The following is a 23736-nucleotide window of genomic DNA, read 5'->3' as shown; positions in this document are numbered from 1 at the left end:
TCCCTCGTGCATGCGCCTAGACGGCGTCCTGGCCCAATCGACGCACAAGCGCCTGAACAGTGGAGACCGCGTCCACCTTCACGCCCGCGCCGTCAACGCCTTCAGGGGCGAGGGCGCGGTTAAATCCAAGCTTTGCGGCTTCCTTCAGGCGCGCATCCGCGCGACCCACGGGGCGCACGTCCCCGGACAGCGAAATCTCGCCAAACGCCACGCCCTCTTTGGGCAGGGGGGTATCCAGAAACGAAGAGATCAAGGCTGCCGCTACCGCCAAATCCGCTGCGGGTTCGTTGATTTTCAACCCGCCTGCGACGTTCAAATAAACGTCACGCCCGCCGAATCCAAGACCGCATCTCGCCTCAAGCACCGCCAGCACCATGGCGAGGCGACCGGAATCCCAGCCCACAACCGCGCGTCGCGGCGTGCCGAACGCGGCGGGCGCCACAAGTGCCTGAATTTCTGTCAGAACCGGACGCGTGCCTTCCATGCCCGCAAACACGGCGGCGCCGGAGGCGGCTTCACCGCGCCCATCAAGAAAAAGTGCGGACGGGTTGGCGACTTCCTGCAGGCCGGCGTCAGCCATTTCGAACACGCCGATTTCGTCGGTCGGGCCGAAGCGGTTCTTCACAGCGCGCAGGATGCGGAACTGGTGGCTGCGTTCGCCCTCAAAATACAGGACGGCGTCCACCATGTGCTCGACCACGCGCGGGCCGGCGATCTGGCCGTCCTTGGTGACGTGGCCGACGAGGATGATGATGGTGTTCTTCTTCTTGGCGAACCGCACCAGCTCCTGCGCGCAGGCGCGGACCTGCGCCACCGTGCCCGGCGCGGCGGCCAGCTGGTCTGACCACAGGGTCTGGACCGAGTCGATCACTGCAATGTCCGGCGTTTCCTTCTTCAGGCCATCGAGAATGACCTCAAGGCTGGTCTCAGCCGCCAGCGCCACGGGCGCATCGGCGAGACCCAGCCGCCGGGCGCGACGCCGCACCTGATCAGCGGCTTCCTCGCCGGAGACATAGACAGATTTCGCGCCCGCCTTGGCCAGCTGGGCCACCGCCTGCAGGAGCAGGGTGGATTTGCCGATGCCGGGATCCCCGCCCACCAGAATGGCCGAGCCGGGCACCAGTCCGCCGCCCGCCACGCGATCAAGCTCTTTCAAGCCGGTTTCGAAGCGCTTGGGGTCTTCAGTGGCGCTGCCCAGATCCACAAGTTCCAGCCGAGAGCGGCGCGTGGAGCGGCCGGGCGCCTTGGCGCTTGAGCCCAAAGGCGCGCTGGCGCCGCTTTCTTCCACCAGCGTGTTCCAGGATCCGCAGGCATCGCATCGCCCCGCCCATTTGGCGTGCACGCCGCCACAGGACTGGCAGACATAAACGGTGTCGGAACGGGCCATGCGGGCTCCCTGAAACAGGCGAGGGCGAACTATAGCGCAAAGCGGACGATTCGGGGCGCGGGAATGAAGTCGTGACTGCGCTGGACAACGCCGCCCAAAGCGGGAAAGTGAACACGCAGAACACCTTGCAGGCGAATCTATGGCTGACCAGACGACCGACCTCATTCTTCCGTCCAAGGCGTGGCTGGTCCTGCGTGTGGCGTGGCTGTGTTATCTGTTCGGATCGGGCGCAAACCTTGTGGTTTTCACCGGCATGCACGCTTTCTTCCTGGAAGCGGCGGCGGATGAGTTCAGCATGGTTGATCCTATGGCTTACGCGAGCCGATTGGATCAGGTGTTGCTCGTCACCTCAGCCGTAACGCTTATCTCCTATCTCGTCTCAGTCGTCGGATACGGCTTTTTCTACCATCGCAGCATGCTGACGGCGCAAGCGCTCGAGCCTGAACACGCCACTGTCAGCGCCACGGGCATGTGGTGGTGGTATGCAGTGCCATTCGCCAATCTGTGGAAGCCCGTCGAGGGGGTAATGCAGGTCTGGCGCTCGGTGCGCCGCAAAGCGGATTTGCCCGATAGCGTACCTTGGGTAGTCGCGCTCTGGTGGGTGACCTGGCTCCTTGGGAATGGGATCAGCAAAATCACGGATCGTTTGCACCCCGGCTCGCCTGTCAGCCGGTTTCCCAGCAATGAGCTGGCGGACATGGCCCAGTATTACATCTGGAGCGTGCCGGTTATCCTGATCGTCATAGTGTGCTGCATCGCCTTGTGGTGGATCACAGACCGCATCTATCAGGCGCAAAAGATCATCGTTGCAGGGCAAGCCGATCCGGTCGCCGGGGAAGGCGAGCCGCAGGCCTTGACGACTGAGACGCCGGAAACCGCCTAGTCTTCCGAGCTTTCGCCCCGAACGAAGCGGCAGACCTCTGAATTGGCGCAGGTCTCGACGCCGTCAAGGCTGCCGCGCCACAGGGTCTGGCCGTCCTTGATCATGGCCACATCGTCCGCAATCGTGCGCATGGACACCATGTCGTGTGTGATGGAGACGGCGGTTGCGCCCAGATTCTTCACCTGACGCACGATCAGCTTGTTGATGACGTCCGCCGTCACTGGATCAAGGCCGGTGGTGGGTTCGTCAAAGAACAGGATTTTGGGGCGGGCGACGATGGCGCGGGCGAGGGCTGCGCGCTTGAGCATGCCGCCCGAGAGCGAGCCCGGGCGCTGGTCGGCCACATGCGGGTCGAGATCAACCTGCTCGAGCGCTTCAAGAGCGCGAGCATGGGCTTCATCCTCGCTGACATGCTCGGCATGCAAGAGACGGAAGGCGACATTCTTCCAGACAGGCAGGGAGTCAAACAGGGCGCCCGATTGAAACAGCATGCCGATCTGGCTGACGCCGGGATCGTTCTCATGGCCGGGGCGGACGGGCTCGCCATCAATCTCCACACAGCCTTCTTGCGGTTTGATCAGGCCGAGCGCGGTCTTCAGCGTCACCGACTTGCCGGTGCCCGACCCGCCGATCACCACAAGCGACCGGCCCTCATAGGCTTCGAGGTTGAGGTTTCTGAGCACGGGTTTGCGGCCCTCAAAGCCGACGGTGACATTCTTCCAGGCGATTTTGACGCGCTCGGTCATGGCGATCACACAAACAGGGAGGTGAGCAGGACGTTGGCCGCGAAGATCAGAACAGCGGCGGCGACAACGGCGTTCGTGGCGGCCCGGCCGACGCCCGCAGCGCCGCCCTGAGCGTGATAGCCGTGATAACAGCCCATCAGGGTGAGCAGGAAGCCGAACACCGCCGCCTTGATCAGACCGGAAATGATGTCCCAGTCAGACAGGAAGTCCCAGGTGTTGCGCACATAGATGGTCGGGTTGAAATCGAGCGTGTGCACGCTGACCAGAAAGCCGCCATAGATGCCGATCAGGTCCGCGGTGGCGACAAGGATCGGCAGCACCAGAACGCCGGCCAGAACGCGCGGAGCGATCAGATAGCGCATCGGATCGGTGGACAGGGTGTGCAGGGCGTCAATCTGTTCGGTGGCGCGCATGGCCCCGATCTCCGCCGCGATGCCGGACGACACCCGACCCGCCATCACAACAGCGGCGATCACGGGACCCAGCTCGCGCACAATGCCCATGGCGACGATGTTGGGCACAAAACTTTCCGCGTTCAGGCGAGAGCCGCCCGAATAGATGTTCAGCGCCAGCGCCGCGCCGGTGAACAGCGCCGTCAGGCCGACCACCGGCAGGGACAGAAAGCCGATCTTGAATATCTGCTGCACCAGCTGGCCGCCAAAATACGGCGGGCGCACCATCGCGGCCAGCGCCTGACCGGCGAACAGGGCGACAGCCCCTGCCGAGCGCAGAAGGGCGAGCAGGCCGGCTCCGATGGCGCGTAACGGGTTCATGGCGTTCCCTTGTAGATCCGCTCGGCCCGGGCGCCGAGCCCGGTGAGGGTTTCATACGGCAATGTGTTGTCCAGCGCAGCCGCCTGATAGAGGTCAGGCCCGAGGAATTCGGGAACGGCGCCCTGGGAGATTTCGTGTTCCAGGCCGGTGACGTCGAGGGTTGTCAGATCCATGCTGACCCGTCCCAGAACCGGCGCGCGCAGACCCGCAATCCGGGCGCATCCTGCCCCTGACAACGCCCGGGGCAAGCCATCGGCATAGCCAGCGCCCACAGTCGCGACGAGGCGTGGCGAATGGGCCACATAGGTCGCGCCATAGCCGACTGTGTCGCCCGCATCGATTTCGCGCAGTTGCAGGATCGGCGCTTCCAGTGTCACTACCGGTTCGAACGGATTGTCTGCGCTGAGGTCTGCCGTTGCGCCGTAAAGGCCGATGCCCGGGCGCGTGACATCAAACTGATAGCGCTCGCCCAGAAGCACGCCGCCGGTATTGGCCAGACTCAAACGAGTTTCGGGCAGGGCGTTAGTGAGTGCTGTGAAGCGTTCAAGCTGGCGCAGATTGTTCGTCGAGGCGCTTTCCTCAGAACACGCCAGATGGCTCATCACCAAAGACACATCAAGATTCTGCAGGGCGTTCAGAAGCCCGCTGATATCGCCTGCGCCATAGCCCAGACGCGACATTCCCGTGTCGATATGCACGGCGCACGGCCCGGCAGGCGCGGCGCGGAACTGGGCGGTTTCGCCGGGCTGGTTCAGGACCGCGCCCAGACGGTGCTTGACGTAAAGCGGCCGGTCCTTGGCGCGATAGCCCGAGAACACCCAGATGTCCGGCGTGGGGTCGGCCAGCGCCTCACGCACTTCGACGCCTTCCTCGACGGTGGCGACAAAGAAGGTGCGGGCGCCTTCCTTCATCAGGCGACGCGCGACCGGACCTGCGCCCAGGCCATAGGCGTTGGCTTTGACCACGGCGCCGGTTTCAGCGGTGGGCGTGAGTTTCTGCAGCGTCTGGAAGTTACGCGCGATCGCGTCCAGGTCGACGACCAGACGGGAGCGTGTGTTTTCAACAGAAGGGGTCGCAAGAACAGACATATGCGCTTCTATGTGGCCGTCCTCGCGGTGTGCTGCAAGCGCTCAGGCGCAGCTTGATCGCCCTAGTCAAAATCCTGACGGCCGGAAATGTCGAGATCGGAGAACTTCGTACGGTCAGGATCGAACGCCACTTTCACCGAACCGATGGGACCGTGACGCTGCTTGCCGATGATCACATCGGCCTGATTGCGGATTTCGCGCATCTCGTCTTCCCAGGCGAGGTGCTGCTCGGTGCCTTCCTTGGGTTCGAGACGTTCGAGATAATAGCTCTCGCGATACACAAACAAGACCACGTCGGCGTCCTGCTCGATCGAGCCCGATTCCCGAAGGTCTGACAGCTGGGGCTTCTTGTCTTCGCGGTTCTCCACCTGGCGCGACAGCTGAGACAGCGCGATCACGGGCACCGCCAGCTCCTTGGCGAGGGCTTTGAGGGCCTGGGTGACTTCGGAGATTTCCTGCACCCGGTTCTCGCCCGAGCTTTTTGAGCCGGTGACAAGCTGGAGATAGTCCACCACCACCAGATCAAGGCCGACGGTGCGCTTGAGGCGGCGGCAACGCGCCATCAGCGAGCCGATGGGCAGACCGCCGGTGTCGTCGATATAGAGCGGGATGCCGGCGATCTCGTGAACGCCATCGCGAATGTCTTCAAACTGGGCGGCGTCGATCTTGCCCTGACGGATCAGATAGCCCGAAATCCCGGTATAGTCGGCCACAAGACGGGTGGCGAGCTGGTCGGACGACATCTCGAGCGAGAAGAAGGCGACGATGCCGCCGCTCGTGGTCTTGCGGGTGCCGTCCGGTTGTTCCTCGGCCTGATAGGCGCGCGCCACGGAGAAGGCGATATTGGTCGCGAGCGCGGTCTTACCCATGGAGGGACGACCGGCGAGGATGATCAGGTCGGACGGGTGCAGGCCGCCCATCTTGGCGTCGATGGACTTCAGGCCCGAGGAGATGCCCGACAGGCCGCCGCCGCGCTTGTAGGCCGCCGAGGCGACTTCCAGCGATTTGTGGACGGCAAGGTGAAACGGTTCGAGCGCCTTGGAGGTGCCGCCCTGTTCGGCCAGTGCGAACAGGCGCCGCTCGGCGTTCTGCAGGATGTCCTCGGCGCTGTCATCGGGTTCAGGCGCGTTCGCCGCGTAAGAGACTTCATCGCCAAAGCGGATCAGCTCGCGCCGCATGGCCAGATCATAGATCAGGCGGCCATATTCGCCCGCAGAGGCCGGTTCGGGCGCTTCACGCATCAGGTCGGCGAGATAGACAGCGCCGCCCACTTCCTTCATGCCCGGATCGCGTTCGAACCGGGTTTTCAGAACCACGGCGTCGGCCAGCGCGCCTGAAATGATCAGCTGGCTCGCCGCTTCATAAATGCGGCCATGCAGCGGGTCATAGAAGTGGTCGGCCTTCAGCCAGTCGCCGACGCGGTGATACACTTCGTTGTCAAACAGCAAGGCGCCCAGAAGCGCTTGCTCCGCCTCGATATTGTGGGGCGGGGCGCTGGACGTTTCGAGCGGTGCGGGTGCGTGATCGTAGGATTCTGCGGTCATGGTTCTCTTTGCTTAGCCCCATCGTCCGTGAAGTGCACGTCTTGACCTTTTCAGGCGCCAGTTTCCGGCATTCCACAGCCGCCTGTGGACAAGCCTGAAAGCCCAGCAGACCCAGCGTTGAAGCCTGTGGACAGTCTGGGGGAGGGCGATGTGCGGTGAAAAAATGTCTGAGTCAATGAACCCGAAGCGCTCAACACTGCACCTTGTGTCCTGAACGAAAGGACGAGGCATGAGCCAAGATCTTGAACGCGCGCTGGACGGCTATCTCGCCGCCTCCGCCCGCACCGGCGACCGACGGGCGCTCGGCGCGTTGGCGGGGCGCTGGACGCCGCGTCTGTCCGCTTTCGCCTGGCGTCTGATGGGCGATGCGGACGGGGTGGAAGAGGCGGTTCAGGACGCCTGGGTGGAGATCCTGCGCGACCTGCCACGCCTTCGGGATGTGGACGCCTTTCCCGCCTTCGCCTTTCGGATTGTCCAGCGTCGCTGCGCGCGCCTGATCCGTCAGCGTCAGTCCGGCCGCCGCCTGAAAGCAGGCGTTGAGGCCGAACCGCCGCCCGAAGCGCCGGACATGGACCGCTCCGTGGACGCCTCGCGCATCCGCGACGCCATGCGCGCCCTGCCGACAGAGCAGCACGCCGCGCTGTGGCTCTATCACATTCAAGGTTTGAACGTGGCGGAGATCGCCGCCGCGCTCGACGTCCCGACGGGCACGATCAAGACCCGTCTCATGCATGCGCGCCGGAAAATCGCCGCGCAACTCCAAGGAGGATCCGATGAGTGATCTCGACCGCATGATTGAAGACAGCCTGCGGGAGGCCGACGGCCACTCGCCCCAGCTTGATCTGGAGCCGGGCTATTTCGCCCAAGCGCTCAGCCTGTTCACAGGACGCACCGCCTGGGTGCACTGGACTATCATGATCGCCCAGTCGCTGATGTTCATCGCCGGGGCGGTCTGCGCGGTGAAATTCTATCAGGCCGACACCGTGATGACGGCGCTGCACTGGGGGATGCCTGCGGTGGTGCTGCTGGTCTTTGCGGCCATCTTCAAAAGCACGCTGGCGCCCAAGATGGAGACCAACCGGCTTCTGATGGAGATCCGCCGGGTGGAGCTGCGCATCGAGCGCATGCGCGCCGAGCGCGGTTAGCCTTCGGAGAGATGCAGGACCATAAGATGGTTCTGCATCTCGACGCCGTTGGGGCGCACGGTCTGGGTCTGCACCAGCGTCCAGCCGTGTTTTTCAAAGAATTTCCGCGCGATATGGCTGGCCTGAACGGTGAGTGTCGAAAGATCGCGCTGTCGGGCTTCAGCAAGAATTGCTGCGTGCAAACGCGCCGCCATCCCGTCGCCTTTGCGGTCAGGGCGCACATAGGCCATGTCGAGCTCGCCTTCTGGCGTCAGGGTGAAAAACCCCGCCAGTCCCTCATCATCTTCACCGACCAGAATGATCTGACCCGAGAGGCGCTCGGTCATGAAAGCCGCACTCTTGGGGGAAGGGGACCAGGCCTGAAGCTGCGACGCGTCATAAGCTCCGACCGCGCCAGTATGCACAGCGTCATGCCAGAGACGGCCCAGGCCAGCCATGTCGCCGCAATGGGCGAGGCGGATACGATCGGTCATGGCGGGGCTCCGGGCTTGGGTTAAATGCGCGCAGGTTTGACGCGGGACGTAGCGTCCTGATCGGGACCATGCCAGAAGGAGGCTCACCTCAGAGGGGAAATGGGGAGAGGCGCATGGTCAAAATCGGGTTCTGGAATCTGTATGCCGTTCAGCGGGTAGGCGAATGGGTGGGGATGTCCTTGCTGAGTGTCCCGTTCATCATTCTAGACCGTGGGGGGCAGTTCATTAGCGAGCAATTGCGCAACCCTCTCGGCATAATAGCTAGCGCGTTCATAATGTGGGGTGTCGTGTTTGTGGTTAGCGGATGGCTGTTGGTTTCTCTGCTCAGCTTTTTCCTCTATCGACGTTTCAAGTGTCCGCGGACTTATGCGCTGTCTTCCACGACCTTCTCGGCGTTCTGGTCAGGTCTCTGGCTGTTGTTTCTCTGGCTCGTGAGCCCAGCAGGGTTTGTTGCGCCGACCCTCATTATTCTAGCAATCCTCTGGCTGCTCGGCCTGACCTCCAATTATTTCGTGGCGCTGTGGACCCATCGCTGGCTGATCCGCTGGCCCGATCCCGTTGCCGCATAGCCCAAACGAAAACGGGCGGCTCTTTGCAGAGCCGCCCGTGATCTGATCGGAAGATCGAAGCCTTAGGCTTCGGTTTCTTCGGTCTCTTCCGCGTCGTCGGACGCGTAATCATCGTCTTCGCCTTCGACGCCGGATTCAGCGAGCTCGACAGCCTGGGCTTCAGCCAGGGCGCGGTCTTCATCGGCGGCCGACTGGATGACGTCTTCGCCTTGCGCCTGGCGCTCGGCTTCGTCTTCGGTACGGGCGACGTTGATGGTGACGGTGACGTCCACATCCGCGTGCAGGACCAGGCGCACTTCGTGCAGACCCAGGGTCTTGATCGCGGTGTTCAGGTCCACCATGCCTCGGGTGACGGCGAATTCCGGCGTGGAAGCGGCGTCGGCGATGTCACGGGTGGACACCGAACCGTACAGCTGGCCGGATTCAGACGCCTGACGGATCAGCACGAAGGTCGCGCCGTCCAGGTGAGAGCCTTCCTCGCGGGCCTTTTCGGCGCGCTCGGCGTTCAGCTTCTCGATCACTTCACGCTCGCGTTCGAAGCGTTCCATGTTGGCTTTGGTGGCGCGCAGCGCCTTGCTTTGCGGCAGCAGGAAGTTGCGGGCGTAACCCGGCTTCACCGTCACCACGTCGCCGATGGCGCCGAGCTTTTCGACACGTTCAAGCAGAACAACTTGCATGGTCTTGAGCTCCCTTAATCGACGGCGTACGGCAGAAGAGCCAGAACGCGGGCGCGCTTGATGGCGCGAGCGAGTTCACGCTGCTTCTTGGCCGACACGGCGGTGATGCGAGACGGCACGATCTTGCCGCGCTCGGACATGTAGCGCTGAAGCAGCTTGATGTCTTTGTAGTCGATCTTCGGCGCGTTTTCGCCGGAGAACGGGCACACCTTGCGGCGACGCTGGAAAGCGCGGCGAGCAGGCACGTTGGAGATGGAAAGTTCAGCCATTGATCCGGGCTCCCTCTAGCGGCGTTCGCGACGCTTGCGATCTTCGCCTTTGCGAAGCACAGCGCTCGGCTCTTCGGTCAGCTCGTCGACGCGGCAGGTCATGTAGCGCATGACGTCGTCGGCGAAGCGCTGACGATAATCGAGGGCGTCAAGCACCTCGTTGCCCGCTTCCATGTCGAGATAGCCGTAATGGCCTTTACGGTTCTTGTTCATACGGTAGGCGAGCGTGCGCAGACCCCAGTATTCGGTCTTGTGCACCTTGCCGCCTTTTTCCTCGATCAGAGCCTTGAGCTCTTCGATCGCGGATTCCACCTGCGCCGGAGACACATCCGGACGCGCGATGAACACGTGCTCGTACTTGTTCATTAGACGTTTTCGTCCCTTCTGAAGGGCTGCGGCGCAAGCAACATCCGAAGGGCCGGATGGTCTCGCGTCGGCTCCTCAGGTCCCGCCTGTCACCAAACGACAGACGGACCGCGACCAGAGGACCGCAGCCGGTGAAGCCGCGGCTTATAAGCGAGGCGGGGACAGAGCGCAAGCGCTCAAGCCGCGTCAGGCCTAACGATTCTCATATCCCAAAAGGGCGCGCAGGCCCGGCGCGGCGTAGTCCACCAGCGCTTTCTGGGTGTCGCTCAGCGCGTCGGGGAAGGCCATCTTCATATTGGCGAGGTTCTCACGTGCGGTGCCCGACTGCTTGCGGTCCGAGCCAATGCGCACACGTTCGCGCCAGTCTTCGGGCAGGCTGTTGATTCCACAGGCTTTCATCAGGTCGTCGAAGAAGGCATGCGCCGCGATTGTATCGATGTTTTTCACATGATGCAGAAGGTCTTCGTAACGGAAGATCCGGGTCGCGGTGCAGAGCCAGGAAACAGCGTTGTGCGTGTAGACTTCCTGCAGGGTCGGGGCTTTGCCGTGAATGCCGAAGATCATCATGTTGATCACGTCATTGGGGGTCACGGCGTCATTCTTCAGATGCTCGAGCCCGGCCTGAAAGCTGTCAGAAAGGAAGAAACGGCCCCGGGCCAGCACCCAGTCATACGGGTCGCGAACCAGCAGCACGTGATTGACGTTCTTCAGGGCGATCGCGGCGGAGTCCGAGAACAGCAAATGCCCCCAGCTCAGTCTGGGCTTGGCCGTGTCGAACGCGGCGCGGTGCTGACCCAGCACGGCGTGCTGGATGAAGGTGTCGTGATACTGCTGCTCTACCGGCACGAACATGCGCAGGATGTTGCGGATCAGATGCGTGCCGGATTTGGGAACGGTGTTCAGGAAGACCGGCTTTTCGAGCGGGGTCTGGGTGAACTCGGCGTTGCGTTCGTTCAGCGTGTCGGGTTTGGCGATGATACGGGGCAAGGCAGGCTCTGATCTGTTCGTCGCGGAAAAGAAAAGGGCGGCGGCATGACGCCGCCGCCCTTCGGTGTTCGAAGGCTTATAGCCGATCAGAACGTTTTGGAGAAGTTGACGTAGAACCGGCGGCCCATCCAGTCGTACTGGCTGTAGAAGGCCGAGGTGCCAACCGTGTTGTACTCACCAGAGATGGTGGTCACAGCAGGCGGGTGCTCGTCAAAGATGTTGGACACGCCAGCGCGGATGCTGACGGTGTCGAACTCACGTGCGATCGACGCGCTGTGGTAAACCACGGCTTCGGTGCGCAGCTTGTAGACGACGTCATTGCCCAGATAGGTCTGGGACGAGTTGCCGTCATAATAGCTGTCGAAGTTCGAGGTCTGGCCGACATAACGCATGCCCCAGAAGGCGGACCAGTCGCCACGCACGAAGTTGAAGTTCAGATCGCCGACGACTTCGGGGTTGCCCGCTTCGCCATTGGAATCTTCAACATTGCCGCCCAGCAGGTCGATCTGGTCTTCCAGCTGGATTGCGATGCGCGAGTTCACGGTCAGATCACCAAAGCTGAACTCGTGGAAGTAGTCAGCGTTGATGTCGATGCCGCGGTTGATCTGGCTGTTGACGTTGATGAAGCTGTCACGCACCTCGGTGATCAGGTTCGCGCCATTGCCCGAGTTCGGGTTACGGGTGAACAGGTCACAGAGCGGTTCGTTGGCGAAATCATCAGAGTTGTAGCAACCGCTGACGATCCGGCCGGCGCCCAGCTGGTCAACCTGGTTCTCCATCTCGATTTCGAAGTAATCGACGGCGACGCGCAGGTTGATGAAGGACGGGGTGAAGACCACGCCAAAGGTGGTGGACTCAGAGGTTTCTGCTTCCAGAACGCCCAGGCCGCCGCCGGTCACGACGGTCGCGGAGGAACCCGCGCCGGTGTGATCGTCTGGAATGCCGTCCGCCGCGCAGTTGCTGGCGACACGCTGGGTGATGTTGCCCGCATCAAGGTTGTCCTGCCAGTTGATGCAGGGGTCGACGTTGCGCTGGCCGGTGAAGCTCGTCTGGTCAGCCAGATACAGCTCGAACAGGGCCGGGGTGCGGAACGAGGTGCCGTGGGTGGCGCGCAGGCGCACCAGATCGTTGATCGCCCAGTTCAGGCCCACCTTGTAGGTGTCGCCCGTGCCATAGGAATCAACGTCGGTGTAACGGCCGGACACGGTCAGGGTCAGCTCTTCAGCCAGGGGCTGGCCGGAGAGAAGCGGGACCACGGCTTCGCCGAAGATCGCCTGGGTGGTGTCGTCGCCCGCGGTGATGCCGGCGCCTGAGCTGCCCCATGCATTGTTGGCGAGGGTGATGTCACCCGGGGTGTCGTTGATCTCGTCGGTGCGATAGTGCACGCCCAGAGCCACGCCGACAGCGCCGGCCGGCAGGTTGAACAGGTCGCCGGAGATCACGCCTTCGAACGACAGTTGTTCGTAGACGGTGGTGCCGGTTTCCTCGCCGAACAGGAAGGCTTGCTCTTCCGGCGTCGGGTTGCCGGACAGCAGAGCCGGGCTCAGCCAGTTCACATCCACGCAGTTCGCGCCGCGAACCGGGGTGGTGGTGCCGGCGCAAGAGCCGATGCTGAACTGATAGGGGCTGATGGCGTCATCAAAAATGCGCTGGTTCCAGTACTCGCCGTCAGAACGGGAGTATTGCAGCGACGCGTCCCAGGTCCATTCCGGCAGGAAAGGCAGGCCCTGGCCGTCAATGCCGCCCACAAAGCGCATATAGTCGATCGCCACAGAGCTGTCGGCGTGATCGGTGATCGCGGTCGGGGACAGCCATTGTGCGCCCGTCCAGCCTGCGCTGCGCGGATCGCCTGCGCCCGGAACAACATCATAATTCCAGAAGTCGAAGTTGGAGTTGTAGATGTAGGTCCAGTACTGACGATACGCGTTGTTGTACGTCTCACGGCGGTTGAACAGGGCTTCACCATACAGGCGGGCATTGTTCGTCAGCTCGTATTCGCCTTCGGCGAACAGGGTGAAACGCTCGGTGTCCGGGACCATGGTGGACGCATCCTGGAAGGGATGGTCGTAATCGGTCAGGGAACGCATCAGCGGATCGTTCTGGTTCATCGCGTACCAGCCGTCCGGCGTGCCCATCCAGTACGGATTGGCGTGGTTGTTGCCGATCTGGGTCAGGCCATTGGCGGCCAGGTGACCGTTATAGTCATACTGGATCAGCTTGGTGCCGGCATAGTCGAGGTTGGTGGTGCCGTCGCCGAAGCCCTCTGCATAATCATAGGTCCAGACATGGCCCCACAGCAGGTCTTCACAGGCGAACGCGCCGGTGCGCGGGTCGACCACGTCTGCGCGGGAGCCGTCAGCATTGTGCACATAGGCTTCGCCGCACTGGAAGTAGTCGCGGTCGCCCTGAGCCAGCTCTTCCTGACGATAATAGTCGGCGGTGACGCGGAAACGGCCACGCTCGAAGCTGTCGCCATAAGAGGCGTTGATGCGGAATTCCATGCCCGCGCCAGCTTCCGGCACAGACGCGAAGGCGTCGAAATTGCCGCCGTCTTCATTGTTGGTGATGATGTTGACCACGCCGGCCACTGCGTCAGAGCCGTAGACCGAGGACGCGCCGTCTTTGAGCACTTCAACGCGCTGGATGGCGGAGAGCGGGATGACGTTCAGGTCAAAGGCGGACACGCCGCCGCGCACGCCGGCGGGACCCGCGCGACGACCGTTCAGCAGCACCAGGGTGCGGTTGGCGCCCAGGCCGCGCAGCGACAGGGTTTCCGCGCCGAGGCCGCCGTTCTGTACGAATTGGGCGGAAGTGGCGGCGGTCACCTGCGGCGAACCGGCGGCGACGGTGGAAGATTGCAGGAAGTCTGCAATGTCCAGCGAGCCCTGGAGGGCGGCGGCGTCCGCGTCGAAGACTTCGATTGGCGAATCTGCGGTGAAAGCGTCGCGACGGATGCGCGAGCCGGTCACCACGATGCGATCGTTAGACTGACGGGTTTCGACGGCGGTGTTTTCAGACTCGGTTTCCTGAGCGAGGGCTGCGTAGCCGTTCAGGCTGGCCGCGGCCATACTCACGAGAATGGTCGAGCGCAGCAGGTGGCTGCGCTTTGCAGAGTTTGACATGGATGCTCCCCTGTTTTGCAAACCGCGCTCGCGCGCTGGTTGCTTGATGACGGAGAGATTACACATTCGTTATTAAATGTCACTTTTGCGTCGGGAATGAATGAATAACTGTGACAAGGGTTTATGGGGGGCTTGTGCGGTTCGTCACCAGTGTGTTGCCAAAGCGCATCAGGCGCCGTGTGCGTCGTCCCACGCTTGCCTCGTCTGACGCGCCCGGTTATCCCGCGTGCAAACAGATTTGCAGGGAGGACGCTTCATGGCGCTTGCATTCACATTTCCCGGACAAGGCAGCCAGGCTGTCGGCATGGGCAAGCCGCTGGCAGACAGTTTCGCCTCTGCGCGCGCTGTCTTTGAAGAGGTGGACGAGGCGCTCGGCCAGAACCTCTCGCAGCTGATGTGGGATGGCCCGATTGAAGAGCTGACCCTGACCGAGAACGCCCAGCCCGCCATCATGGCTGTGTCGCTGGCGGCGATGGCGGCTCTGAAGTCCGAGTTCGATGTAGATGTGACGGCGGCGAAATTCGTGGCCGGTCACTCGCTGGGTGAATATTCCGCCCTGTGCGCCGCGGGCGCGCTGTCGATTTCCGATGCGGCGAAACTGCTCAAGCTGCGCGGTCAGTCCATGCAGAAAGCCGTGCCGGTGGGGCAGGGCGCCATGGCCGCGCTTCTGGGCGCCGAGATGGACCAGGCCGAGCAGGCCGTGGCTGCGGGCGGTTCTGAAGGCATTGTGACGATCGCCAATGACAATGCGCCGGGCCAGATCGTGATCTCGGGCGACAGGGCTGCGGTTGATGCCGCGGTGGCGGCTATCAAGGAGCTGGGCGTACGCAAGGCGATGCTGCTGCCGGTGTCCGCGCCTTTCCATTGCCCGCTGATGCAGCCGGCGGCTGACGCTATGGCTGAAGCGCTGAAATCCGCCTCCATCGCCAATCCGTCCGTGCCGGTCGTCACCAATGTCAGCGCGGGCGCTGTCTCTGACGCTGAAACCATCCGCGCTCAACTGGTCGAGCAGGTCACCGGCAAGGTGCGCTGGCGTGAAAGCGTGGACTGGATGCACGGTCAGGGCGTCGAGCAATTCGTGGAAGCGGGCGCGAAAGTGCTCACCACCATGCTCAAGCGTCATATCAAGGAAGCTCAAGGCGTCGCACTCGTGACCGCCGAGGATATCGAAGCCTTCGCCGCTTCGCTCAAGGGGTAAGTCCACATGTTCGATCTCACTGGCAAAAAAGCCCTCGTCACCGGCGCGACCGGCGGTCTGGGCTCTGAAATCGCTCGCGCGCTGCACAAGGCGGGCGCGTCTGTGGCGCTGTCAGGCACGCGTGAAGCCGTGCTCAACGAGCTGGCGTCCGAGCTGGGCGACCGCGTCGCCGTCTGCCCGGCGAACCTGTCCGACGCCGATAGCGTCGACGCCCTGCCCAAGCAGGCGTCCGAAGCGCTTGATGGCCTTGATATTCTCATCTCCAACGCTGGCGTCACGCGCGACCAGCTGCTGATGCGCATGAAGGACGAGGACTGGGAAACGGTCATCAAGGTCAATCTTGAAGCCCATTACCGCCTGTCCAAGGCTGCGATGCGCGGAATGATGAAGCAGCGCTTTGGCCGCATCATCGGCATCACCTCCATCGTGGGCGTGACCGGCAATGCGGGTCAGACCAATTATGCCGCCTCCAAGGCGGGCATGATCGGCTTCACGAAAGCGTTGGCCCAGGAAGTCGCTTCGCGCGGCGTTACGGCCAACTGCGTGGCGCCGGGCTTTATCGAATCGCCGATGACCGATGCGCTGACCGATGACCAGAAGGCGGCGATTCTGTCGACGATTCCGGCCGGCAAGCTGGGTCATGGCAGCGATATTGCAGCTGCGTGCGTTTATCTCGCCAGTGCAGAAGCCGGTTATGTGACGGGTCAGACCTTGCACGTGAACGGCGGTATGGCGATGATCTAGGCGGGAAAGGTCCGGGCGCCCGGGCCGACTTGCCAGACAGTGTGCGGCTGGCGTACGAGTTTTCGGCGTGTTATCAGCCCGCACGCTTCACGGGGAGGACTTGAACCCTCCTTGCGTAAACAACACCTACGGAAGCGCGACGCCCGCCGGGATGTCCGCAAAACAGATTTTGAAAAGGGACCGACATGTCCGACGTTCTTGAGCGCGTTAAAAAGATCGTTGTCGAGCATCTCGACGTTGAAGCTGAAAAAGTCACCGAGAAGGCTTCCTTCATCGACGATCTGGGCGCTGACTCTCTCGACAATGTCGAGCTGGTCATGGCGTTCGAAGAAGAATTCGATATCGAAATCCCCGACGATGCTGCCGAGCACATCCAGACCGTCGGCGATGCGGTGAAGTTCATCTCCGAAAAGCTCGGCTAAGCCGGAGCGAGATCTCATGTCGAAGCGTCGCGTCGTCGTGACCGGGCTGGGTCTTGTGACCCCGCTCGGCTGCGGAACTGAACATGTCTGGTCCCGCATCATCGCGGGTGAGTCAGGCTTGGCGAAGATCGAACACTTTGATGTGTCCGATCTGTCCAGTCACGTTGCGGGCATCATCCCGCGCGTCGACGGGCGCAACGGCGGGGGCGAAGACGTCCCCGGATCGTTCGACCCCGAAGCGGTCATGCCCGCCCGGGATCGCAAACGTATCGATGAGTTCATCCTGTATGGCATCGCGGCGGCGGACGAAGCGCTCGCCCATTCCGGCTGGAAAGCCGAGAGTGAAGAGGCCAAGGAACGCGCAGGCGTTCTGATCGGGTCCGGCATTGGCGGTTTGCAGACCATCTATGACGCCTCGATCACCCTGCATGAACGCGGCCCGCGCAAGCTGAGCCCGTTCGTCATTCCCGCCATGCTGATCAACCTCGTCTCTGGCCAGGTGTCGATCCGTCATGGCCTGAAAGGTCCGAACCACGCCGTGGTGACGGCCTGTTCCACCGGCGCGCACGCCATTGGCGATGCGGCCCGTCTGATCGCTTACGGCGATGCGGACATGATGGTGGCTGGCGGTGCGGAAAGCGCCATTACCCGTCTCGGGTATGGCGGCTTTGGCGCAGCGCGGGCGCTGTCCACCGGTTTCAATGACAATCCCAAAGCCGCCTCCCGTCCTTGGGACAAGGACCGTGACGGCTTCGTCATGGGCGAGGGCGCTGGCGTTGTCATTCTTGAAGAATACGAAGCGGCCAAGGCGCGGGGCGCGACGATCTACGCCGAAGTGCGCGGCTATGGCCTCTCCGGCGACGCCCACCACATCACGGCTCCTGCCGATGATGGCGATGGCGGCTTCCGCGCCATGAAGGCGGCGCTGAAGAGCGCGGGCCTCACCCCGGCCGACATTGGCTATGTGAACGCGCACGGCACCTCTACGCCCAAGGGCGACGAGATCGAGCTGGGCGCGGTCGAGCGTCTGTTTGGCGATGCGGCGTCCGAGCTCGTGATGAGCTCGACCAAATCGTCCATCGGTCACCTTCTGGGCGCGGCTGGCGCTGTGGAAGCGGTGTTCTCGATCCTCGCCATGCGCGACGGCATCTGCCCGCCGACCCTCAACCTGGATAATCCGTCTGTTGAATCGGCGATCAATCTCGCGCCGAAAGCTGCGGTGAAGAAAGAGCTCTCGGCGGTCCTGTCGAACTCGTTCGGCTTTGGCGGCACCAACGCCTCGGTCGTCTTCGCCAAGGCCGACTAACGTCTGGATCCTGAATGGGCGAGACGCAAACCCCCGCCTCCGAACCGGAAAAAAAGCGCGGGGGCTTTGCGCGCCTGTTGCTCTGGCTAATGGGAATACTCGTTGTCCTGGCGCTGTTGGCGGCAGGCGCGGCCTATGGCGGCTGGGTCTGGATCAACCAGCAATTTGCCGCCCCGGGCCCGGCGACGGCCAATGAAACCGTGCTGCTGCCTCGTGGCGCAGGCCTGATTTCAATCGCCAACCAGCTTGAGCGAGAAGGCCTCGTCACTGACGCGCGTCTGTTCCGCGCCATGGTGATGATTGATGGCGGCGACCGCGATTTGCGCGCGGGCGAGTTCGCCATTCCTGAAGCGGCCTCGATGGCCGAAATCTACGACATCCTGCGCTCGGGCCAGACCATCCAGTACCCGGTGACGGCGGCGGAAGGGCTCACCACGGCCATGATCCTGCGCATCGTCGAGGCGAGCGAGGTCATGACCGGCGAGATCACGCGCATCCCCGCAGAAGGCGCGCTGCTGCCCGAGACCTATCTGGTGAGCCGCGGCGATGACCGTCAGGCGCTGATTGATCGCATGGAAGCGGCTCAGGACGCGCTGATCAACGAGCTGTGGCCGAACCGGACCGAAGATCTGCCCTTTGATACCCCCGAAGAGGCGATCATCCTCGCCTCTGTGGTGGAGAAGGAAACCGGCATCGCTCATGAACGCCCGATGGTGGCGTCGGTGTTCGTCAATCGTCTGCGTCGCGGTATGCGTCTGCAAAGCGATCCGACCATCATTTACGGCATCACCCAGGGCGAGCCTTTGGGGCGCGGCATCCGCCGCTCCGAGCTCGACTCCACGGCCAATCGCTATAACACCTATCAGATCGACGGTTTGCCGCCGACGCCCATCTCCAATCCGGGACGGGATGCGATTGCGGCGGTTCTGAACCCGCCCGAAGGGCAGTATCTGTATTTTGTGGCGGACGGGACGGGCGGTCACGCCTTCGCCGCCAGCCTGGCCGAGCATAATCGGAACGTGGCGCAATGGCGCCGGATCGAACGCGAACGCGCCCGCGGGGGCTAGCGAGAGGTTATCGCAATGACGCTGTCTGGCATGACAGGTTTCGCCCGGTCTGAGCGCTCGGGCGTTTACGGCTCTGTTTCCGTCGAGGCCCGCTCGGTCAACGGCAAGGGGCTGGATGTCCGTCTGCGCCTTCCGCAAGGGCTGGATGCGGTTGAGAACCCGGTTCGCGAGCTGGCCAAGGCGCGGTTCAATCGCGGTTCTGTATCCCTGACCGTGACGCTGACAGCGGCGGATGCGTCCGCCGAAGCCAGTGTCGATCAGGCGCGGCTGATGGCCTATGTCGAGGCGACCCGAGCGCTCGTGGACAAGGGGCTGGCGGAGCGCCCGACGGCGGGTGAGCTCCTCATGCTCAAGGGCGTCATCACATCCGAGGATGCCGTGCTGGACGAGGATCAGCTCGCAGCCCGTGATGCAGCTGTACTGGATGCGGTCGCAGAAGCCTTTGACGGCCTCAAGACCGCACGTCTGGAAGAGGGCGCGGCCCTCAAATCCGTGCTGGACGGTCATCTCGAAGAGATCACCGATTTGCGCGAGCAGGCCGCCAATTGCGCCGCCGCCCTGCCGGATGCGATCAAGGCGCGGCTTCAGGCCAAGCTTGACGAGCTGATTTCCGGCGGTGTTGATCCGGACCGTCTGGCCCAGGAAGCGGCCATGATGGCGGTGAAGGCGGATGTGCGCGAAGAGCTGGATCGGCTTAAAGCCCATATCGACAGCGCCCATGCGCTTCTGGACGCGGGTTCGCCCTGTGGCCGCAAGCTCGATTTCCTGTCTCAGGAATTCAACCGCGAAGCCAATACGCTGTGTTCCAAATCGGCGGACACCCAACTGACCAATATCGGGCTGGCGCTCAAGGCGACGGTCGATCGCCTGCGTGAGCAGGTCCAGAATGTGGAGTAGTCGCCATGCATGGTGATCATCTGACCGGCCCGGTTTTTCGCGGCCAGCGCCGCGGCTTCATGCTGGTGCTTTCGAGCCCGTCTGGCGCGGGCAAGACCACGCTCTCCAAACGCCTTCTGACCATGAATCCGGATCTTGTCCTGTCGGTTTCCGCCACGACGCGTGATCCGCGTCCGGGTGAGAAGCATGGCGAAGACTATTACTTCATGGAGCAGGACGACTTCGTCGCGAAGACCAAGACGAACGAGTTCTATGAGTGGGCCAAGGTGTTCGATAATTACTATGGCACGCCCAAAGGCCCGGTTGAGGAAGCGCTCGACGAAGGCCGTGACGTCGTGTTCGACATTGACTGGCAGGGCGCCCAGGCGCTGGCTGAAAGCGCGCCGGAAGATGTGGTTCGGGTCTTCATTCTGCCGCCGTCCCTGAAGCTTTTGCGTGACCGCCTGCACAAGCGCGCCCAGGACAGCCATGAGATCATTGAAGGCCGCATGAACCGCGCCAAGGCCGAGATCGAGCACTGGGACGAGTACGACTATGTCGTCATCAATGACGACTTCTCCCGCGCGCTCGAAAAGCTTTCCCTGATCCTGCACGCCGAGCGCCTGAAGCGGTCCCGCCATCCGTGGCTGGAAGGCTTTGTCGACGCACTGATGGAGGAATAGGGGAACTGCTCAGCGCCCCGCGCGTTTCTTCTGATCAGGGTAATCAGAAGGGGCGTCCGCCAACATGCTGTCCAGGGCCGAGTTTCTCGTCAATCGCGTGATCCGGTCCATCTGGTTCCGTCCGGCCGCCTATGCCGCCGGTGCGGCTTTCACCGTCTTTCTGACGCCGATCATGGATCCCTTTCTGCCGTTTGAGTGGAAAGAGCTGATCTCGGCGGAAACCAATGAAGCGGTTCTGACGATCCTCGCCTCCAGCCTTCTGGCGGTGGCGATCTTCTCGCTTTCCACAATGGTGTCGGCGCTGCGGTCCGCCTCAAGCTCGGCCACGCCGCGGGCGCGAGCCCTGCTGGTCGAGGATGCGGCGGCCCAGAACGCCATCTCCACCTTCATCGGCGCCTTCCTGTTCAGCCTGTTGGGGGTGATCGGCACGCGGCTCGATCTGTACTCTCCCGCAGGCCGAGTGATCCTGTTCGGTCTGACGGTGCTGCTGGTGCTGATCGTGGTCGCGACCCTGATCCGCTGGCTGTCGCGCCTGTCGCGTCTGGGCGATGTCACCGAGGCGATAAGGCGGGTGGAAGATGCGGCCCAGCTGGCCTTTGATCACGCCCCGGTACCCAAGGACGTGCCGGAACCTCCCGAATTTGAGTCGGGTGTGGACCTGTATCCAAAGGCGCCGGGCTTTGTGCAGAACGTGGCGCTCGAGGATTTACGCAATCTGTGTGAGCGCCTGGAGCTCAAAGTCGTAGTGCTGGCCCCGCCGGGCCATTTCGCCGATGCAGGCGCGCCTCTGGCGCGATTGTCCAGCGATGTGGATGAAGACTGCCGCGACGCCCTGTGCGCCTGCTTCAATCTTGGCTCTGATCGGGATTTTCATTCTGATCCCTGTTTTGGCCTGATAGTGCTCTCCGAAATTGCGTCCAAGGCGCTGTCGCCGGGGGTGAATGATCCGGGCACGGCCATCCATGTCATCCGCGCCATTGAGCGCGTACTGCATAAATGGTCGCTGACGCTGGCGGAGCGTCGGGATAAGACAAACGATGATGCGGATGCGGAGCAACGCGTCTTCCTGCCCGGGATCGCGGTCAGCCATGCGCTGCAGTGCGGCTTTCACCCCATTGCATTCGACGGCGCGGACCGTCCGGTCATCACCCGTACCCTTCTGAGCGCTCTAAAGGGTCTCAAGGCGCAGGATGCGGCGCTTTATGCGGAGCCTGCAGACAGGTTGGCGAGCGACATTCTGGAACGGGCTCTGGCGACGGTGAGCTATGAAGGGGATCGCGATCAGCTGCGGGAGGCCTCAAGTCGTCTGGGCTTTGACGGCTAGGGGGCGATCCTGCCTGATTTGAATGATTACTCGACAGGGTCGGCGCCCATGCTAGCGTGTCTGAGCATCAATATCCCGGGGAGGGGCGTTATGAGCTTTAAATCCAGCCTTCTGATTGTCGCCAGCGTATTCGCCCTGTCCGCCTGTGATGAAACGGTCGTGGTTTCATCCGGCGCTCTGACCGAGACCGAAGCGGTCTCCAATGCGCAAGCCGAGACCGAAGTGGCGCCGCGTATGGGCTATTCGGCGGATGTGTTCTTTAACACGACTTCCTATTCCCTGGCGGGCGGCGGTGGGCACGCCTTCTCTCACCAGAGCGGCGACATCCTGATTTCCTCTGACGAGACGGGCGTGTTCAACGCCTACGCCCTGAACCCGCAAACGGGGGACAAACGCGCGCTGACCCAGTCAGACAGCAACGCTACCTACGCCCTGACCTGGTTCCCCAATGATGAGCGGATCCTTGTCACGGCAGATAATGGCGGGGACGAGCTCAACCACGTCTTCGTGCGACATGCCGATGGCGAGCTGGTGGACCTGACGCCGGGCGAGAATGTGAAAGCCGGTTTCGCGGGCTGGTCTGCGGATGGTGAAGCGTTCTGGATCACCACCAATGAGCGCGATTCTGGCGCGTTTGATCTCTACGCCTATGACACAGAGACCTATGAGCGCACGATGGTGTTTGAAAACACCGACGCGCTGGAGATCAGCGCGGTCAGCCCGGATGGTCGCTGGGTGGCGCTGACCCGTTCCCGCACCTCTGCGGACAGCGATCTTTTGCTGGCGGATATGACCACAGATGACGCGCCGGTGCTGATTACCGAGCATGACGGCAATATCGCCTATGGCGCCTATGATTTCACGGCGGATTCCTCGGCTCTGATCTACGCCACGAACGAGCATGGCGAGTGGAATCAAGCCTGGTCCTATGATCTTGCGAGCGGTGATCGCGCGCCGCTGATCGAGGCGGACTGGGATGTGAGCTATGTGGGCTATTCGCCCAGCGGTCGCTACCGCATCAGCGCGGTGAACAATGACGGCTTCACCGATGTCACCATTCTGGACTCCCGGTCCGGCGAAATGGTCAGCCTGCCTGACAGCGTGCCGTCCGGTGACCTCGCCGGCGTGCGCTTCAATGAGGACGAAACCGAGATGGCGTTTGGCGTCACCTCATCCGTCGCGCCCAACAATATTCACTGGGTCAACCTTGAGACAGGCGAGCATCGCCAGCTCACCGAAGCGCTGAACCCGGTGCTTGAGCCGCATGACCTTGTGGAAGCGGAAGTTGTCCGCTTTGAGAGCTTCGACGGTGTCACCATTCCGGGCATCCTCTACCGGCCTCACAACGCCAGCGCGGAAACGCCGGTCCCGGCGCTGGTCTGGGTGCATGGCGGTCCGGGCGGACAGAGCCGCGCCGGCTATAGCGCCGCAATCCAGCATCTGGTGAACAATGGCTACGCGGTTTACGCCGCCAACAATCGCGGCTCATCGGGCTACGGGAAGACCTTCTACCATATGGATGACCGCCGTCATGGCGAGGAAGACCTTCAGGATATCGTGGCGGCGGGCGACTATCTGCGCTCGCTTGACTGGGTGCGCGATGATGCTGTCGGCGTGATCGGCGGCTCCTATGGCGGCTATATCGCGGCCGCCGCACTGGCCTTCCACCCTGAAGCCTTTGATGCGGGCATCAACATCTTCGGCGTGACCAACTGGGTGCGGACGCTGGAATCCATCCCGCCCTGGTGGGAGAGCTTCCGCGAGGCGCTCTATGACGAGATGGGCGACCCTGCGACGGACGCCGAGCGGCACCGCGCGATTTCACCTCTCTTCCACGCCGACCAGATCGTGCGTCCGATGCTGGTGGTGCAGGGCGCCAATGACCCGCGCGTGCTGCAGGTGGAAAGTGATGAGCTGGTGGCTGCGGCGCGTGAGAATGGCGCGACTGTGGAGTACGTCCTGTTCCCGGACGAAGGTCATGGCTTCCGCCGTCGCGAAAACCGCATCACGGCGTCAGAAGCCTATCTGCAATTCCTGGAAGAGCATCTGGCCGGTTCTGCGCCCGATGACGAAGGTTAGGCGGGTCT

Annotated in this window: 24 protein-coding genes; 13 read left to right on the top strand and 11 right to left on the bottom strand. The window is 62.6% G+C overall.

Annotated elements, in window-relative coordinates; translation table 11 throughout:
• Positions 1-16 precede the first annotated feature (16 nt).
• A complete protein-coding gene (radA, locus tag ACFELO_RS08410) occupies positions 17-1387 on the bottom strand; it encodes a DNA repair protein RadA (protein WP_440957327.1) in 1371 nt (456 codons plus the stop codon).
• 139 nt (positions 1388-1526) lie between these two features.
• Here radA and ACFELO_RS08405 point away from each other — a divergent pair, with 139 nt between their 5' ends.
• Complete coding sequence (locus ACFELO_RS08405; RefSeq protein ID WP_440957326.1) at positions 1527-2270, top strand: DUF4328 domain-containing protein; 744 nt, start codon at positions 1527-1529, stop codon at positions 2268-2270.
• Here ACFELO_RS08405 and ACFELO_RS08400 read toward each other — a convergent pair.
• From ACFELO_RS08400 to ACFELO_RS08385, 4 genes are all read right to left on the bottom strand, one after another.
• On the bottom strand, positions 2267-3016 hold the full coding sequence (locus ACFELO_RS08400; protein WP_440957325.1) for an ABC transporter ATP-binding protein: 750 nt from the start codon (positions 3014-3016) through the stop codon (positions 2267-2269). The genes ACFELO_RS08405 and ACFELO_RS08400 overlap by 4 nt on opposite strands.
• 5 nt (positions 3017-3021) lie before the next feature.
• On the bottom strand, positions 3022-3789 hold the full coding sequence (locus tag ACFELO_RS08395; protein ID WP_440957324.1) for an MlaE family ABC transporter permease: 768 nt from the start codon (positions 3787-3789) through the stop codon (positions 3022-3024).
• Positions 3786-4877 (bottom strand): alanine racemase, encoded by a 1092-nt coding sequence (gene alr, locus ACFELO_RS08390; protein WP_440957323.1) that lies wholly within the window; start codon positions 4875-4877, stop codon positions 3786-3788. Before alr ends, ACFELO_RS08395 begins: the two co-directional genes overlap by 4 nt.
• Before the next feature lie 62 nt (positions 4878-4939).
• The gene (locus ACFELO_RS08385) at positions 4940-6421 is read right to left on the bottom strand and encodes a replicative DNA helicase (RefSeq protein WP_440957322.1); all 1482 of its coding nucleotides are present in this window, start codon (positions 6419-6421) and stop codon (positions 4940-4942) included.
• Between the two features lie 229 nt (positions 6422-6650).
• Here ACFELO_RS08385 and ACFELO_RS08380 point away from each other — a divergent pair, with 229 nt between their 5' ends.
• Entirely contained in the window at positions 6651-7202 is a 552-nt protein-coding gene (locus ACFELO_RS08380; protein WP_440957321.1) for an RNA polymerase sigma factor, read from the top strand.
• The gene (locus ACFELO_RS08375; protein WP_440957320.1) at positions 7195-7566 is read left to right on the top strand and encodes a DUF6768 family protein; all 372 of its coding nucleotides are present in this window, start codon (positions 7195-7197) and stop codon (positions 7564-7566) included. The genes ACFELO_RS08380 and ACFELO_RS08375 overlap by 8 nt, the downstream gene beginning before the upstream one ends.
• Here the strand turns inward: ACFELO_RS08375 and ACFELO_RS08370 are convergent.
• Positions 7563-8039 (bottom strand): GNAT family N-acetyltransferase, encoded by a 477-nt coding sequence (locus ACFELO_RS08370; RefSeq protein ID WP_440957319.1) that lies wholly within the window; start codon positions 8037-8039, stop codon positions 7563-7565. The two genes, ACFELO_RS08375 and ACFELO_RS08370, sit on opposite strands and share 4 nt — an antisense overlap.
• 113 nt (positions 8040-8152) lie before the next feature.
• Here ACFELO_RS08370 and ACFELO_RS08365 point away from each other — a divergent pair, with 113 nt between their 5' ends.
• Positions 8153-8608: a hypothetical protein gene (locus tag ACFELO_RS08365; protein ID WP_440957318.1), complete on the top strand. Its 456-nt coding sequence runs from the start codon at positions 8153-8155 to the stop codon at positions 8606-8608.
• Positions 8609-8670: 62 nt separating this feature from the next.
• Here the strand turns inward: ACFELO_RS08365 and rplI are convergent, their stop codons facing one another.
• The 5 genes from rplI to ACFELO_RS08340 all read right to left on the bottom strand — a co-directional run bounded on the left by rplI (position 8671) and on the right by ACFELO_RS08340 (position 14029).
• Positions 8671-9285, bottom strand: a complete 615-nt coding sequence (rplI, locus tag ACFELO_RS08360; protein WP_440957317.1) for a 50S ribosomal protein L9 — start codon at positions 9283-9285, stop codon at positions 8671-8673.
• 14 nt (positions 9286-9299) lie between these two features.
• Complete coding sequence (gene rpsR, locus ACFELO_RS08355; protein WP_009800445.1) at positions 9300-9554, bottom strand: 30S ribosomal protein S18; 255 nt, start codon at positions 9552-9554, stop codon at positions 9300-9302.
• Positions 9555-9569: 15 nt separating this feature from the next.
• Complete coding sequence (rpsF, locus tag ACFELO_RS08350) at positions 9570-9920, bottom strand: 30S ribosomal protein S6 (protein WP_440957316.1); 351 nt, start codon at positions 9918-9920, stop codon at positions 9570-9572.
• A 192-nt stretch (positions 9921-10112) separates the two neighbouring features.
• Entirely contained in the window at positions 10113-10907 is a 795-nt protein-coding gene (locus tag ACFELO_RS08345) for a hypothetical protein (protein ID WP_440957315.1), read from the bottom strand.
• Positions 10908-10993: 86 nt separating this feature from the next.
• Entirely contained in the window at positions 10994-14029 is a 3036-nt protein-coding gene (locus ACFELO_RS08340; protein WP_440957314.1) for a TonB-dependent receptor domain-containing protein, read from the bottom strand.
• A 256-nt stretch (positions 14030-14285) separates the two neighbouring features.
• Here ACFELO_RS08340 and fabD point away from each other — a divergent pair, with 256 nt between their 5' ends.
• The 9 genes from fabD to ACFELO_RS08295 all read left to right on the top strand — a co-directional run bounded on the left by fabD (position 14286) and on the right by ACFELO_RS08295 (position 23728).
• Positions 14286-15227 carry an ACP S-malonyltransferase gene (gene fabD / locus ACFELO_RS08335; protein WP_440957313.1) on the top strand — a complete coding sequence of 314 codons (942 nt, stop codon included), beginning with the start codon at positions 14286-14288 and terminating at the stop codon, positions 15225-15227.
• 6 nt (positions 15228-15233) lie between these two features.
• The gene (fabG, locus tag ACFELO_RS08330; protein ID WP_440957312.1) at positions 15234-15971 is read left to right on the top strand and encodes a 3-oxoacyl-[acyl-carrier-protein] reductase; all 738 of its coding nucleotides are present in this window, start codon (positions 15234-15236) and stop codon (positions 15969-15971) included.
• Positions 15972-16156: 185 nt separating this feature from the next.
• Positions 16157-16393, top strand: coding sequence for an acyl carrier protein (locus tag ACFELO_RS08325; RefSeq protein ID WP_009800441.1), 237 nt, complete (start codon positions 16157-16159; stop codon positions 16391-16393).
• A gap of 16 nt (positions 16394-16409) precedes the next feature.
• Complete coding sequence (fabF, locus tag ACFELO_RS08320; protein ID WP_440957311.1) at positions 16410-17699, top strand: beta-ketoacyl-ACP synthase II; 1290 nt, start codon at positions 16410-16412, stop codon at positions 17697-17699.
• A 14-nt stretch (positions 17700-17713) separates the two neighbouring features.
• The gene (gene mltG / locus ACFELO_RS08315; protein WP_440957310.1) at positions 17714-18766 is read left to right on the top strand and encodes an endolytic transglycosylase MltG; all 1053 of its coding nucleotides are present in this window, start codon (positions 17714-17716) and stop codon (positions 18764-18766) included.
• Positions 18767-18781: 15 nt separating this feature from the next.
• Complete coding sequence (locus tag ACFELO_RS08310) at positions 18782-19663, top strand: YicC/YloC family endoribonuclease (RefSeq protein ID WP_440957309.1); 882 nt, start codon at positions 18782-18784, stop codon at positions 19661-19663.
• Between the two features lie 5 nt (positions 19664-19668).
• Positions 19669-20325: a guanylate kinase gene (gene gmk, locus ACFELO_RS08305; protein WP_440957308.1), complete on the top strand. Its 657-nt coding sequence runs from the start codon at positions 19669-19671 to the stop codon at positions 20323-20325.
• Positions 20326-20389: 64 nt separating this feature from the next.
• A complete protein-coding gene (locus ACFELO_RS08300; RefSeq protein WP_440957307.1) occupies positions 20390-21649 on the top strand; it encodes a DUF2254 domain-containing protein in 1260 nt (419 codons plus the stop codon).
• Positions 21650-21739: 90 nt separating this feature from the next.
• Positions 21740-23728: a S9 family peptidase gene (locus ACFELO_RS08295; protein WP_440957306.1), complete on the top strand. Its 1989-nt coding sequence runs from the start codon at positions 21740-21742 to the stop codon at positions 23726-23728.
• The last annotated feature ends 8 nt before the right edge of the window (positions 23729-23736 follow it).

This window comes from Oceanicaulis sp. LC35 (assembly GCF_052055585.1).
Classification (GTDB): Bacteria; Pseudomonadota; Alphaproteobacteria; order Caulobacterales; family Maricaulaceae; genus Oceanicaulis.
The sequence above is the reverse complement of the archived record's forward strand: the minus strand, read 5'-3'. Positions and strand labels throughout refer to the sequence as shown.

Excerpts from the sequence above, each read along its gene's own strand:
- fabG (WP_440957312.1), top strand. The coding sequence starts at position 15,234 with ATGTTCGATCTCACTGGCAAAAAAGCCCTCGTCACCGGCGCGACCGGC.
- gmk (WP_440957308.1), top strand. The coding sequence starts at position 19,669 with ATGCATGGTGATCATCTGACCGGCCCGGTTTTTCGCGGCCAGCGCCGC.
- fabD (WP_440957313.1), top strand. The coding sequence starts at position 14,286 with ATGGCGCTTGCATTCACATTTCCCGGACAAGGCAGCCAGGCTGTCGGC.
- ACFELO_RS08310 (WP_440957309.1), top strand. The coding sequence starts at position 18,782 with ATGACGCTGTCTGGCATGACAGGTTTCGCCCGGTCTGAGCGCTCGGGC.
- ACFELO_RS08380 (WP_440957321.1), top strand. The coding sequence starts at position 6,651 with ATGAGCCAAGATCTTGAACGCGCGCTGGACGGCTATCTCGCCGCCTCC.
- rplI (WP_440957317.1), bottom strand. The coding sequence starts at position 9,285 with ATGCAAGTTGTTCTGCTTGAACGTGTCGAAAAGCTCGGCGCCATCGGC.
- ACFELO_RS08325 (WP_009800441.1), top strand. The coding sequence starts at position 16,157 with ATGTCCGACGTTCTTGAGCGCGTTAAAAAGATCGTTGTCGAGCATCTC.
- rpsR (WP_009800445.1), bottom strand. The coding sequence starts at position 9,554 with ATGGCTGAACTTTCCATCTCCAACGTGCCTGCTCGCCGCGCTTTCCAG.
- mltG (WP_440957310.1), top strand. The coding sequence starts at position 17,714 with ATGGGCGAGACGCAAACCCCCGCCTCCGAACCGGAAAAAAAGCGCGGG.
- ACFELO_RS08385 (WP_440957322.1), bottom strand. The coding sequence starts at position 6,421 with ATGACCGCAGAATCCTACGATCACGCACCCGCACCGCTCGAAACGTCC.
- ACFELO_RS08295 (WP_440957306.1), top strand. The coding sequence starts at position 21,740 with ATGAGCTTTAAATCCAGCCTTCTGATTGTCGCCAGCGTATTCGCCCTG.
- rpsF (WP_440957316.1), bottom strand. The coding sequence starts at position 9,920 with ATGAACAAGTACGAGCACGTGTTCATCGCGCGTCCGGATGTGTCTCCG.
- ACFELO_RS08400 (WP_440957325.1), bottom strand. The coding sequence starts at position 3,016 with ATGACCGAGCGCGTCAAAATCGCCTGGAAGAATGTCACCGTCGGCTTT.
- ACFELO_RS08375 (WP_440957320.1), top strand. The coding sequence starts at position 7,195 with ATGAGTGATCTCGACCGCATGATTGAAGACAGCCTGCGGGAGGCCGAC.
- ACFELO_RS08300 (WP_440957307.1), top strand. The coding sequence starts at position 20,390 with ATGCTGTCCAGGGCCGAGTTTCTCGTCAATCGCGTGATCCGGTCCATC.
- radA (WP_440957327.1), bottom strand. The coding sequence starts at position 1,387 with ATGGCCCGTTCCGACACCGTTTATGTCTGCCAGTCCTGTGGCGGCGTG.
- fabF (WP_440957311.1), top strand. The coding sequence starts at position 16,410 with ATGTCGAAGCGTCGCGTCGTCGTGACCGGGCTGGGTCTTGTGACCCCG.
- ACFELO_RS08340 (WP_440957314.1), bottom strand. The coding sequence starts at position 14,029 with ATGTCAAACTCTGCAAAGCGCAGCCACCTGCTGCGCTCGACCATTCTC.
- alr (WP_440957323.1), bottom strand. The coding sequence starts at position 4,877 with ATGTCTGTTCTTGCGACCCCTTCTGTTGAAAACACACGCTCCCGTCTG.
- ACFELO_RS08370 (WP_440957319.1), bottom strand. The coding sequence starts at position 8,039 with ATGACCGATCGTATCCGCCTCGCCCATTGCGGCGACATGGCTGGCCTG.
- ACFELO_RS08365 (WP_440957318.1), top strand. The coding sequence starts at position 8,153 with ATGGTCAAAATCGGGTTCTGGAATCTGTATGCCGTTCAGCGGGTAGGC.
- ACFELO_RS08405 (WP_440957326.1), top strand. The coding sequence starts at position 1,527 with ATGGCTGACCAGACGACCGACCTCATTCTTCCGTCCAAGGCGTGGCTG.
- ACFELO_RS08395 (WP_440957324.1), bottom strand. The coding sequence starts at position 3,789 with ATGAACCCGTTACGCGCCATCGGAGCCGGCCTGCTCGCCCTTCTGCGC.